General features: G+C 72.1%; 12 protein-coding genes. 4 read left to right on the top strand and 8 right to left on the bottom strand.

The genetic code is table 11. The annotated features are described in order from the left end of the window. Positions 1 to 105: 105 nt before the first annotated feature. The 3 genes from HJD23_RS32390 to HJD23_RS32380 all read right to left on the bottom strand — a co-directional run bounded on the left by HJD23_RS32390 (position 106) and on the right by HJD23_RS32380 (position 2140). On the bottom strand, positions 106 to 894 hold the full coding sequence (locus tag HJD23_RS32390; RefSeq protein WP_171109063.1) for an SAM-dependent methyltransferase: 789 nt from the start codon (positions 892 to 894) through the stop codon (positions 106 to 108). A gap of 109 nt (positions 895 to 1003) precedes the next feature. Continuing rightward, positions 1004 to 1279, bottom strand: a complete 276-nt coding sequence (locus HJD23_RS32385) for a DUF397 domain-containing protein (protein ID WP_141308693.1) — start codon at positions 1277 to 1279, stop codon at positions 1004 to 1006. After that, positions 1280 to 2140, bottom strand: a complete 861-nt coding sequence (locus HJD23_RS32380) for a helix-turn-helix transcriptional regulator (RefSeq protein ID WP_171109065.1) — start codon at positions 2138 to 2140, stop codon at positions 1280 to 1282. A gap of 210 nt (positions 2141 to 2350) precedes the next feature. On the opposite strand from HJD23_RS32380, the gene HJD23_RS32375 reads away from it, so the two are divergent. From HJD23_RS32375 to HJD23_RS32365, 3 genes are all read left to right on the top strand, one after another. After that, positions 2351 to 2971, top strand: a complete 621-nt coding sequence (locus HJD23_RS32375; protein ID WP_240980868.1) for an ATP-binding protein — start codon at positions 2351 to 2353, stop codon at positions 2969 to 2971. After that, positions 2962 to 3399 (top strand): hypothetical protein, encoded by a 438-nt coding sequence (locus HJD23_RS32370; protein WP_171109069.1) that lies wholly within the window; start codon positions 2962 to 2964, stop codon positions 3397 to 3399. Before HJD23_RS32375 ends, HJD23_RS32370 begins: the two co-directional genes overlap by 10 nt. Before the next feature lie 247 nt (positions 3400 to 3646). After that, on the top strand, positions 3647 to 5590 hold the full coding sequence (locus HJD23_RS32365) for an ABC transporter ATP-binding protein (RefSeq protein WP_171109071.1): 1944 nt from the start codon (positions 3647 to 3649) through the stop codon (positions 5588 to 5590). Between the two features lie 10 nt (positions 5591 to 5600). Here the strand turns inward: HJD23_RS32365 and HJD23_RS32360 are convergent, their stop codons facing one another. The 3 genes from HJD23_RS32360 to HJD23_RS32350 all read right to left on the bottom strand — a co-directional run bounded on the left by HJD23_RS32360 (position 5601) and on the right by HJD23_RS32350 (position 8108). After that, the gene (locus tag HJD23_RS32360) at positions 5601 to 5777 is read right to left on the bottom strand and encodes a hypothetical protein (RefSeq protein WP_171109073.1); all 177 of its coding nucleotides are present in this window, start codon (positions 5775 to 5777) and stop codon (positions 5601 to 5603) included. A 156-nt stretch (positions 5778 to 5933) separates the two neighbouring features. Next, complete coding sequence (locus HJD23_RS32355) at positions 5934 to 6623, bottom strand: DUF899 domain-containing protein (protein ID WP_171109075.1); 690 nt, start codon at positions 6621 to 6623, stop codon at positions 5934 to 5936. 120 nt (positions 6624 to 6743) lie between these two features. After that, the gene (locus HJD23_RS32350) at positions 6744 to 8108 is read right to left on the bottom strand and encodes an amidohydrolase (protein ID WP_171109076.1); all 1365 of its coding nucleotides are present in this window, start codon (positions 8106 to 8108) and stop codon (positions 6744 to 6746) included. A gap of 136 nt (positions 8109 to 8244) precedes the next feature. Between HJD23_RS32350 and HJD23_RS32345 the strand changes: the two genes are divergently transcribed. Further along, positions 8245 to 9186 carry an endonuclease/exonuclease/phosphatase family protein gene (locus HJD23_RS32345; protein ID WP_171109079.1) on the top strand — a complete coding sequence of 314 codons (942 nt, stop codon included), beginning with the start codon at positions 8245 to 8247 and terminating at the stop codon, positions 9184 to 9186. Between the two features lie 137 nt (positions 9187 to 9323). Here the strand turns inward: HJD23_RS32345 and HJD23_RS32340 are convergent, their stop codons facing one another. Both HJD23_RS32340 and HJD23_RS32335 read right to left on the bottom strand, forming a co-directional pair. Next, positions 9324 to 11180 carry an FUSC family protein gene (locus HJD23_RS32340; protein WP_171109080.1) on the bottom strand — a complete coding sequence of 619 codons (1857 nt, stop codon included), beginning with the start codon at positions 11178 to 11180 and terminating at the stop codon, positions 9324 to 9326. 111 nt (positions 11181 to 11291) lie between these two features. Next, positions 11292 to 12152: a hypothetical protein gene (locus HJD23_RS32335; RefSeq protein WP_171109083.1), complete on the bottom strand. Its 861-nt coding sequence runs from the start codon at positions 12150 to 12152 to the stop codon at positions 11292 to 11294. Between the last annotated feature and the right edge of the window lie 79 nt (positions 12153 to 12231).

The raw sequence follows: 12231 nt of genomic DNA, 5'->3' as shown, positions 1-12231 counted from the left end.
GGCCTGCCCCCGCGAGGGACGCAAACGCTTACGCACCCCGCCCACCGGCCGCCCCCCGTGAAGGACGTAAACGCTTACGCTCCACCCCACGGCGCCGCCCCGCCGCTACGCCTTCCGCCCCACCGCCCCGTACCCCGGAATCACCCCGTCGTCCTGCCCCGGCACCGGCTCCCCCAGCTCCGGATGCCACTCGGGCACCACCACGACCCCCGGCTCGACCAGTTCGAGCCCGTCGAAGAACCGGGCGAACCCGTCCCGCGACCGCAAGGCCAGCGTGACGCCCGCCGCCTTGAGCTTCTCGGTGGCCCGCGCCGACTCCTCCGGCGTGAAGTCGGCGGTGGCGTGGGTCATCATCAGGTAGCTGCCGGACGGGAGTTCGGCCAGCAGCTCGGCGACCAGCTCGTGCGCGCCGTCCTCGTCGGCGACGAAGTGCAGCAGTGCGACCAGGGAGAGGGCCACGGGCCGGTTGAAGTCCAGGGCCTTCCTGGCCCCCTCGATGATGGTGGCCGGTTCCCGCACATCGGCCTGGAGGTACTCGGTCACGCCCTCGGGCGTGCCGCGCAGCAGAGCCTCCGCGTGGGCCAGCACGATCGGGTCGTTGTCGCAGTAGACCACACGCGCGTCCGGCGCGACCGCCTGCGCGACCTGGTGGAGGTTGGGCTCGGTGGGGATGCCCGTGCCGATGTCCAGGAACTGCCGTACGCCGTTTCCGGCCAGCCAGCGCGTGGCCCGGTGCATGAAAGCGCGGTTGACCCGCGCCATCACCGGCACGCGCGGGTCCAGGGCCAGCATCTGCCGGCCCATCTCCTCGTCGACGGGGTAGTTGTCCTTGCCGCCGAGATACCAGTCGTACATCCGTGCGGGATGGGGCTTGCTGGTGTCGATGCCGGTCATGAGGCGCTCCGTAAGCGTCGGATGCGATAAGTGATCAAGTCGGTTCCAAGATAAGGAAGTTGAGCCATAAAGAAAGAGCACGAAGAGTACGTCAACGAGCCAAAATCGGTCAGGACAACAGGAAGTCCGCTTCCCCCGCCTTCGCGCCCTCGATGAACGCGGTCATCTCGTCGGAGGTGTAGATCAGCGCCGGTCCGTCCGGGTCGGTGGACTGCCGGACGGCGATACGGCCGTCGGCGAGCTTCATCGCCTCCAGGCAGTTGCCCCCGTTGCCGCCGCTCCACGGCTTGTGCCAGCCCTCGCTGCCCAGTTCCCGGGCGGGCATGCCGTTGTAGATCCGCTCGGCGCGGATCCGCGGCTTGGGCTGGGACGTGATGCGATCCATTCACAGCTCCTTGCGGAGATCCTCGAGGATCTCCTTCGTGCGATGTGCCGTAGCGGCCTGCGCCGCCATGCGGTCCATGACCTCGAGATGGGTCGCCACCTCTGCGCGCGCGTCCAGGTAGACGGCGCCGGTCAGGTACTCGCTGTAGACCATGTCCGGAAGTTCGGGCACGGCGAATCGGAACAGCACGAAGGGCCCGTACGTGCCGGGGTGCGGCCCCGTGGCGAACGGGACGACCTGCAACGTCACGTGGGGCAGCTTCGTGGCGTCGAGCAGTCTTTCGATCTGGGCACGCATCACCTCCGGGCCGCCGACCGGTCGGCGCAGCACGGTCTCGTCCATCACGGCCCACACCCTGGGTGCGTCCTGACGGGTGAGCAGTTCCTGGCGTTGCATACGCAGTGCGACGTATCGCTCGATGTCCTCGGGCCGGGTCTGGCCGACGGCGCCCGATTTCAGGACACCGCGCGCGTAGTCCTCGGTCTGCAGGAGTCCGGGCACGAAGTGGGGTTCGTAGCTGCGGATGAGGGAGGCGGCGCCCTCCAGGCTGACGTGCATCGAGAACCAGCCGGGCAGGATGTCGTGGAACCGCTGCCACCAGCCGGGTTTGTTGGCCTCCTCGGCCAGTTGGACGAAGGCGTCGGCCTCGTCGTCGGGGACGCCGTAGGCCTTCAGGAGCAGTTGGAGGTACGGGATCTTGAGGGCGACCTCGGCCGTCTCCATACGGCGGATGGTGGCGGGGGCGACACGCAGCACACGGGCGGCTTCCTCGCGCTTGAGACCGGCGCGTTCACGCAGGTCGAGCAGGCGCCGACCGAGGACGACCTGGCCGACCGTCGGTGCCGACCGCGGCTCGCTCACGCTCCACCTCCACTCACCCAGTCACCGAACGCTGACAGCCCAGCGGCGCCATTCGAAGATCTATTCGAAGGTCGGTGCCGACCTCCGGGATCTCAACTGGCGCCGCGTCACATGCTGTTGCGAGCAGTGTGCCACGACCCTTCACCGCGTCACACAGCACTCTGCAATTTTCAGAGTGACACTTGCCAAGTTGTTCGCGGCGGGGCGATAGTGGCAAGCGTGATTCCGTCCGTGCCCTTAGGAACAGACGCCGCCGCAGGCCGTTCCGGCCTCGGTGCAGCAGCGGCAGCCGGCCCCTCGGGGTCCGCTGCCGAGCGCCGGTTCCGGTTCGAACTGGCCGCACACCCGGGTTCTCCCGCGCAGGCCAGACGTCTGACGCGGACCCGGCTGACCGGCTGGGCGGTGTGCGAGGACACCTGCGACACGGCCGAACTGGTGGTGTCGGAGCTGGTCACCAACGCGATCCTGCACACCGCGAGCGATGCCGTCGTCTGCGAGCTGCACGACGGCGACGACGTGGTGCGCATAGCCGTGCGCGACCAGGGGTGCGCCGCGGGTGGTCCCCACCCGTCCTCGGACAGGCCCGAGGAGGAGCAGGGGAGGGGACTGCTCCTCGTCGACGCGCTGGCGCACGCCTGGGGCGCTCAGGAGCACGGCCCCGGGCTGCTGGTCTGGGCGGAGCTCCCGCGCCAGGCCGACGCGCCCCGGGGGGACCTCGGCTGGGGCGCCCGTCCCAAGCCGGGTCCGTCCGGCGGCTCGGGCGAGGACGACGAGGCGCACGCGCGCGTGTGCCGGCCGGCGCACGGTGGGATGGGGACCGAATGGGTGTGACGGCTGCCTACGGCGGCGGACAGGTCCTCGCCCTGGACACGCTCGTCCGCCTGAGCCGCGGGCTGCGCACACCGGACGTACCGCGGCTGCGGCTGTCCGTGCCCGACGGCATGACGGCTCCGCTGGGCTGCGACGCGGTGCAGGTACCCGCCCGCTACGGCCCGCTCGTCCTGCCCCGCCTCCCGCGCGTGGGGTGCGTGTACGCCGACGACGCGCACTGGTGGTGGCTGGTCCCGTCCGACTCGGACTACGCCCTGGAGTGGCCCGCCCCCGCGCGCTACGCCACCGGCGCGATCGCCCCCGAGACCCCCCGCCTCATCCACCGGCCCGACGGCACCCTCCCCTACACCCCACCGATCCCGCTCTACCTGGCCCTGTGCCGCCTCATGGGGACGGCACCGAGCTGGTCACGGGCGGTCACGGCGTAGGGCTTCGCGGGGGCGCACCCGCGCACCCAACCCGCACGATGCGCCCCGACAGGGGGCGCACCGACCTGCGGCATCCACCCCCACAGGGGCACACCCACCCGGCGCAACCCCACCCCCACACGCCCCCACCCCACGGCCCACACCCCCGCGCACCCCGGCGTGCGCCCCCACCCCCACCCTGCGCCCTGCCCAGTCGCCGACCGTGCCGCGATAGTGGCCGTTCGTGCGGGTTCGGGGGAGGCAGACGGTGGGGACGAAGGGCGGCGCGGACGAGCCGGAGGTGTCCGAGTCGGAGCGGCTGCTCTTCGGCGGCCCGCTGCGCTACGACATGGGCTGGAACCAGCACGCGGACGCCTTCCTGGAGCTCACCTTCCGGGCCATGATCACGCGGATGCCCGCCCTGCTCGCCGCCAGCCTGCGGCTGGCCCGGCAGGCCGACCGCAGTGCCGCCCGGATGGTGCTGGCGGCCGAGGCGGGCCAAGGTGTGGCGCAGGCGGTGAGCCTGTTCGCGGTGAACAGCGTGCTGAGCCGGCTGATGGGCGCCGGCCCGATCGAGGACCGGCTGCGCGACGCCGCCCCCGCGCTGGTCGCCATCGCCGTCGTCCTGCTGCTCGGCGCGCTGCTGCGGGCGGCGTCGACGTACGCCACCGGACGGCTGGAGCCGAAGGTGGAGCGCGTCGCGACCGAGCTGTACCTGGAGCGGGCCGCGGCCGTGGAGCTCGCGGCGATCGAGGACCACGCGTTCCACAAGCTGCTGGACACCGCGCAGTACGGCGCATCCTCGGCCCGCCGGATGATCATCTACGGCACGCGCGTGGTGAACGCCATGATCTCGCTGGTCGCGGCGGCCGGCGTGCTCACCGTGCTGCATCCGCTGCTGCTCCCGCTGCTGGTGACGATGACGCTGCCCAGTGCGTGGAGCGCGCTGACGATCGCCCGGCGCCGCTACGCGTCGTTCCACACCTGGGTGCAGCACGCGCGCGCGGGACACCTGATCAGCGGCCTGCTGACGGAACCGGCGGCGGCGCCCGAGATCCGCGTGCACGGCGTGGGCCCGTTCCTCCTGCGGCACTTTCGCGCGATGTCGGAGGCGGCGGAGGCGGAACAGGCCCGGCTGGCGCGGCTCGCGGCCCGGACCGGCCTGATCGCGGCGGCCTGGACGGGCCTCGCGACGGTGTCGACGTACGTCACGCTGGGCGGTCTGCTGCTCTCGGGGGCGATGTCGCTGGCGGTCGCGGGCACGGCCGTGATCGCCATCCGGACCGGCTCCGCGAGCCTGGAGACGCTCGTCCTGGAGATCAACCAGCTGCACGAGGAAGCCCTCTTCGTGGGCGATCTGGAGCGCCTGTACGTGGAGGCCGCCGCACGTGCGATTCCGGTCGGCGGCGCGGCCCTGCCCGAGAATCCGCGCGAGGTCCGCTTCGAGAACGTCACCTTCAGCTACCCGGGTGACGCCACCCGCCCCGCGCTCGACGACGTCTCCCTGACGCTGCCCCTCGGCCGGATCGTCGCACTGGTCGGCGAGAACGGCTCCGGCAAGAGCACCCTGGTCAAGCTGCTCGCCGGGCTGTACAAGCCGGACCGGGGCCGGATCCTGTGGGACGGCGTCGACGCGGCGACCGCGGACCGGCATCTGCTGGCCGAGCGGATCGCGATGGTGGCGCAGGACTTCAAGCGATGGCCGTTCACGGCGCGGGTGAACGTCGCCGTGGGCCGTCCCTCGGTGCCGGTGGCCGAGGAGCGGCTGGCGACGGCGATCGTCGAGGCGGGCGCCGAGGACGTGGTCGCGGATCTGCCGCGTGGTCTGGACACGCTGCTGGCCCGCAACTTCAGCGGCGGGCACGAGCTGTCCGGCGGGCAGTGGCAGCGGCTCGGCATCGCCCGGGCGGCGTACCGGCGGGGCAGCATCCTGATCGTGGACGAGCCGACGGCCGCCCTGGACGCCCGGGCCGAGCTGGAGGTGTTCGACAAGATCCGCGCGCTGGCCGGGACCGGCCAGACGGTCGTGCTCATCACCCATCGGCTGGCGTCCGTACGCCATGCGGACCTGGTGCACGTCCTGGACGAGGGAAAGCTCGTGGAATCGGGAACTCCGGAGGAACTGCTCGCCAAGGGCGGCGTCTACGCCGAGCTGTACGGGTTGCAGGCGCAGCAGTTCGCGGTGCGGGCGCCCGCGCCTGAGGCGGGCTGACCCTGCCGGCTCACTCCGTGCCGTCGCCACCCCGGACGATCACCAGGAACGTGTCCGTCGCGAGGTCCATCACGACCTCGGCGGGCAGGCCCTCCGACCGGCGCGCCTGCGCGAACTCCTCCGCAGGCCACGACCCTCGCGGCCCGCCTGCGGGAAAGCGTTCGAGCACCATTCGCCCGTTCACCATCCTGCACCTCCAGAAAAGCGTCGTACTTGTAGGAGTTAACGCCTTCCGAAGGGAAATCGCCTCGCCAAGTGACGCGACTGAGACGTAGTTGACACTCGTTCACCGTCAAACGTGAGGAGCCTCTCACCGCCTCCACGTTGACCGTTACCCTCCGCTTCACTCCCCGTACTCGTCGTGATAACGGATCCGCTCACTGCCCGCGGGCGCGCCGAAGGCCGACGCGCGCCCCTCGGGTTCCTCCCACTCCTCCTGCCGGCCCAGCGCGGTGAGGTCCAGGAAGCTGGTGGTCGAGCCGAGCCCGTCCAGCCCGCGCTCGTACGTCGAGTAGGTGTGGAACACCCGGTCCCGGTCCCGCAGGAAACAGCTCACGCCCGGCCGCTCGACGAACTGCCCCTCGTGCTCCAGGGTCGCCTCGAAGTCGCGGTTGAAGTCGTCGCCGGACGACGAGTACCAGGGCAGCGTCCAGCCCATCCGCGCCTTGAACGGCAGGATCCTCGTGTACGGCGCCCTGGAGACGGCCGCGAACGTCGTCCCGCGCGCGTGCAGATGCGCCAGATGCCCGACCTGGTCGAGGAACGCCGAGCAGCTGCGGCAACCGGTCTCCCACTCGGGCGCGAACATGAAGTGGTAGACGATGAGCTGGTGCCGCCCCTCGAAGAGGTCGAGCAGGGTGGCCTTTCCGTCGCCGCCCTCGAACACGTACTCCGTGTCGACCTCCACCATCGGCAGCCGCCGCCGCTCGGCATTGAGCGCGTCCCGCGCGCGCGTGGCGGCCTTCTCCTTGAGAAGCAGTTCCTGACGCGCCCTGCGCCACTCCTCACGCGAGGCGATCTCCGGAAGCGACATGGCCCCTCCTGTGCAACGGTCCCGTTGCGGGTGGTGACCGATGGACGGGACGGATCTCATCGCGGTTCCACGAAGATTTTTTGGCGGGGTTCCCAGGGGCAGGTCAACGAGGTCGCCGCCTCACGTGTCGTACTCCTGGATACGTCGACCATGGCTCCGGTCCAGCAGTGCGGGCATCCGCTCGCCCAACTCCCGTACGACCGCCCCCACGTCCAGCGTCAGCAGCTCACGGTCGCGCATCAGGACGCGCCCGTCGACGATGGTCGTGCGGACGTCGGACGAGCGGGCGCTCTGCACCAGGGTCGCGGCGAGGTCGTGCACGGGCTGGGTGTGCGGGCCGGTGAGGTCGACAAGGACGATGTCGGCGCGCCGGCCCGGGGCGAGGGAGCCGATGGCGTCGCCCAGGCCGACCGCGCGGGCGCTCTGCAGTGTGGCGTGATGCAGGGCCTGACGCGCGGTCAGCCAGCGCGGATCGCCCTCGGTGGACTTCTGGATCAGGGCGGTGAGCGCCATCGACTCCCACACGTCGAGGGAGTTGTTGGAGGCGGCGCCGTCGGTGGCGAGCCCGACGGGGACGCCGATCGCGCGCAGGGCGCGGACGGGTGTGGTGGTGGGCCAGCCGAACTTCAGATAGCCGCGGGGTGCGGTGGCGACGGCGACACGACCGCCCGCGCGCTCCAGCAGGGGCAGGTCGCGGTCGATGATGCCGGTGCCGTGCGCGATGAGGAGGTCGGTGTCGAGCAGTCCCGTACGGTCCAGGATCTCGATGGGGGTGACGCCGTGGCGGGCGAGGCTGGTGTCGGTCTGGTCGCGGTTCTCGGCGGCGTGGATGTGCACGGGGAGGCCGTGGGCGCGGGCGAGGTCGGCGGTGGCGGCGAGGTCGGCGTCGTCGACGGTGTAGGGGGCGTGCGGGGCGAGGGCGGTGGTGATACGGCCGCCGGCGCGCCCCCGGTGTCGTAGCGCGAAGTCGAGACTGCGCTGCCGCCCTTGAGCCCCCTGCGAGGAGAAGTAGGCCTCGCCCAGATGGGCCCGCATCCCGCACTCCTCGACGACGGCGGCGACCGCGTCCATCGTGAAGTAGTGGTCGGCGAAGCAGGTGACGCCGCCCCGGATCATCTCGGCGCAGGCGAGCCGCGCGCCCAACTCCACGTCCTTCTCGGTGAGGTTGGACTCGACGGGCCAGACGACGTCGTTGAACCACGCCTCGGTGGGCAGATCCTCGGCGAGGCCGCGCAGAGCGACCATGGGGGCGTGGGTGTGGCAGTTGACGAGCCCCGGGAGGGCGACCTGGCCGACGGCGTCGATGCGCTCGACGGCGGGCAGGTGCCGTACGGCATCGGCGGTGGTGACGGACTCGACGACTCCGCTTCGTACGACGACCGCGGCGTTCTCCTCGAACCCGAGCCGCTCTTGATCGTCGTGCACGAGGACGGCGCATCCGGTGATGACGAGGTCGGCGGGAGCTTCTGCGGGAGAAGGCGTCATCACGCCAACGTACGACGCGGTCGCCGGGTCGCGTGAAGTGAACGGCGCATCCTGTCGCGGGTCTGTCCAGGAACCGCACGCACGGGCACGCTGGCTTCACCACACACCGCCGTCCGGCCTCTGAAAGGAGCCCGGCATGCTGCTCGGCACCTGGAACCTGGAGAACCTGTACCGGCCCGGCGGGCCGTTCGGCCCCAAGGACAAGGCCGCCTACGAGACCAAGCTCGCCGCCCTCGCCGACGTGATCGCGGAACTCGACCCGGCCCTGCTCGGCGTGCAGGAGGTCGGGGACCCGGACGCGCTGGCCGACCTGGCCGGGATGCTGCCCGGCAGCTGGCACATCGCGCTGTCCGAGCACGCCGACAGCCGGGGCATCCGGGTCGGCTTCCTCAGTCGTACGCCGCTGGTGGTGCTGTCCGACACGACGGCGTTCCCGGCGCAGCTGCGGCCGGTGCAGGCGGACGACTCGGGGCCGGGCGTGGCGGAGGCGGGCCGGGGGCTGCTGGCGGTGCGGGCCGGTGAGCTGTCGGTGGCGGTCGCCCATCTCAAGTCGAAGCTGCTGACGTACCCGGAGGGCCGTTTCCACCCCCGCGACGAGGGCGAACGCGCCCGGTACGGCGCCTACGCCCTCTACCGGCGGGCCGCCGAGGCGACGACGCTGCGCGCGCTGGCGGACAAGCTGCTGGCGGGCGACGGGCGGGCGCGGGACGTGGTGGTGCTGGGCGATCTGAACGACGAGGCCCAGGCGGCGACCACCCAGATCCTGCTCGGCCCGCCGGGTTCGGAGATCGGCACGGCCGGCTTCCGGGCGGACGACAAGGGCGACGCGGCCCGGCTGTGGAATGTGGCGGCGCTGATACCCGCCGAGCAGAGGTTCTCGCGGGTGCACTCCGGGCGGCGTGAGCTGATCGACCACGTTCTGTGCAGCCACCGGCTGGTCAAGCGGGTGACGGCGGCGGGGACGGGGCTTCCGGGGGCCGGTGCGCCTCAGCTGCCGTCGGTGGGGGCGGATCCGGCGGAGCGGCGGGGCGCGGCGGGGTCGGATCATGCGCCGGTGTGGGTGCGGGTCGGGAGCTGAAGGGGCCTCGTTGCAGGGGGCGTCGGGGCTGAGCGGTGGAGGTCGGGAAGGTCGCGCCTCAATCGTCGCGCCTCAATCGTCGCGCCTCAACAAGAGAAGCCCTGCATAAAGGAAGCCCTCAATAAAATGAAGGGGCGTCAGACGGCGACGGGCAGCTCCGGCTCGCGCAGGCCGAGGCGGCGGCGGCCGGACTCCAGTTCGTCGAGAAGCTCGGCGAGCCGCTCGGTGTGGCGCGGCGTGAGCCGGCCGGTGTCGTCGAGGTGGACGGCGCAGGCGGTGGTCGTGTCGACGAGCCGTTCCAGGGTGCCGGCGACCTCGTCGGCGCCCTCGGTGTGCCGGGCGAGCGCGGGCAGTTCGGCGGCGGCGAGGGCGATGGCGCCGCGGGCCTCGGCGAGCGTGCGGTAGGCCTCGCGGCGGAGGGTCCAGCGGGCGGCGCGGTCGTCGGACTCGCTCAGCACATGGGCGAGATAGGCCTGGGCCGCACTCCCGGCCGCGGCGAGCCGCGCCCGCACGCCCCCGCCGCGCTGCCCCGGCATCGGCAGATGCCCGACGACGAGCACGATCGCGCAGGCCAGCAGGGTCTCCCCGATCCGGCTCACGGAGGCCTGCGGTTCGCCGCCGACCATCACCAGGGCGAGGACGAGCACGGTCACGACGGCGGTCTGGGCGGCGAAGTGCCGCGTGGCGACGGGGATGAGGGCACCGCTGACGGCGACGAGCGCGACGAGCCCCTCGGGCCGGGGCAGCAGGGCCGCGAACCCGGCGAAGACGAGGGCACCCAGCACGGTCCCGGCGGCACGGCACAGGACACGGGAGACGAGCGGCCCGAGGTCGGGCTTGACGAGGAAGACGACGGTGGCGGGGAGCCAGTACCAGTGCTCGTGGGGCCCGTACCACTGGGCGTGACGCAGGGCCTGGGCGATGGCGGCACCGGCGCCGAAGCACAGGGCGACGCGCAGCCCGTACTCCCGGCCGCCGACGCCGACGACGGCCCGCAGCAGGGCCCCGGCCGTACGCCGCCGGGTGTGCAGGTCGCCGCCCTTGCCCTGGTCGAAGACCTCGGCGGCGTGCAGCAGGGCGTCGTCGAGGGCGCGCAGGGCAGGCATCGACCGGGTCGGCGCGGGGAGCGGCCCGGTGTGCGTGTTCCCACGGACGGCGGCGGCCAGCCGCCGGGGCCCCGCGGAGGCCCGCCCGCTTGGGCTCACCCCCGCCCAGGCGAGGGCGGTGGCCGCTTCGGCGAGGGGCAGCGCGGCGGCGTACTGCGCGTGCAACCGCCGCTCGACGGCGGAGGAGGCGTACCGCCGCAGCCGGGGCCCGGTGAGGGCGTCCTGGGCGTGGTCGAGGGCGGCGGTGAGGGCGGCACGCCGGTTGGTGGCGTGCTGCGTACCGACAGCGTCGAGCAGGTCGCCGATGGCGTCGTACACGTCGGCGACGGCTTCCCGTTCCCCGTCGAACCGGTAGTCCCCCGCGAGGGCGCCGGGCGTGGGAAGGAGCAACCGCAGCGCGAGCAGCCACCCGGCCCCCGCGACAAAGGCGAGCGCCCGCAGCCACCCCGGCTCGGGCAACGGCATCCCGGCGCCGACCGCGCACGCGACGAGGACCTGCGTACCGGCCGCGGAGGCGACGGGCCCGACGGCACTGATGCTCCCGGCGACGAGCCCGAGCCCGGTGAGGAGCAGCGTCTGCGCGACGACACCCGTGTGCTGCCCGGCGTACGTCCCGACGAGCAGCCCCACCGCACCCGCGAGCGCGGGCACCCCGAGCCGCCGGACGGCCGCCCGCCGGCTGCCGGGCCGGTCGTTGATCCCGGCGAGCATGGCGGCGACGGCGGCGACGACACCGACGGAGGGGTGCCCCACGACCACGGCGACAAGAAGCAGCGGCCCCGCGGCCAGCGCCCCTCGCCCGACCGCACTCCACGGCACGGGGCCACGCTGGGCACGGAGGACGTGGGCGAGCCAGGGCGGAAGGGCGCGGTCGAGGCGGCGGTACACGGGGCTCCTGTCGGGCGAGGCGGGGGTGAGTGCCTTCGGGCGACGGTGGCCGGGCTGCGAGGTGTGCTGCCTACCGTAGATCGCGTTCTTGGAGGGAGTGGAACGCTCGTATTACCGCGATGTGACGATGCTTGGACGGGCCGCGTTCTTTATGAACGGAATCGCTTTGGTGGACTCTCCTGCGGCCGTCAGCCGTGCGCGCAGGGCGTGCGCGACACCGGCAGCCCCGGCCGTCACCCCGGCTGACATGGTCAGCATCGCGGCGAGAACGGCAAGCGCGCTAATCCCCGGCCGGCACCGGGAGCTTTCCCGACCAGATCTCACGCATGAGTGCCCGGCGCTCGGCGGCCGCGGGCCATCGCTGGAAGCCGTGTGAGGGAACGCGGTGGACGCAGTCGATGCCGTAGCGGTGGAGGAGTTCCACGTCGGCATGTTCCGGCGGCTCGGGGAAGAGGGCGGTGAGGCGCTGGGCGGGGGAAGGCTGTGGGGAGCGTAGTCGAGGAGCTGTGCCAGAGCCTGTCGTACGTGGCGGTGTTCGGCAGTGCTCTTCGCCTCGATCACCTCCGCCTCCCCTGCGGCATCGAGGTACATGTCACTCATGCCGGACGGGCAGAAGAACCGCCCGGCCGTCACACCGCGAGCCGCGAGGAACTGGCGGTACTCACGGACGAGTCGGGCCTCCCGACGGTCGACGACGACCAGGCGCCGGCTCCGCCGATAACCGGTGCGGCTGGTGCGCAGTTCCTCCAGGGCGGCGATGCGTACGGGATCAGCGTCCTGGACAGTGGGCGGTTGGGATACTGGGGGCTGCTCCACACTCGGCGTGATCAGGAAGTCCTCGAGAACCGACCGCGCCTTGTCACCTCGAAGGACCATCTGGCCGGGGAACTTATGGTTGGGCTTGTACCCGATGGCCGCGTTCAGTTCTTCGTACGGAATGTCGGCGGGGACCACGTCCAGAAGGCTGTACACGGTGCGCCAGCTCGCACCGCCGTCCTGGGGCGGCCAGAGCAGATCCGCGAGTTCGCGGTTGTGGAAGATCGCTCCGACC

Origin of the sequence: Streptomyces sp. Z423-1 (assembly GCF_013009255.1) — a bacterium.
Lineage (GTDB): Bacteria > Actinomycetota > Actinomycetes > Streptomycetales > Streptomycetaceae > Streptomyces > Streptomyces gossypiisoli.
The sequence above is the reverse complement of the archived record's forward strand: the minus strand, read 5'-3'. Positions and strand labels throughout refer to the sequence as shown.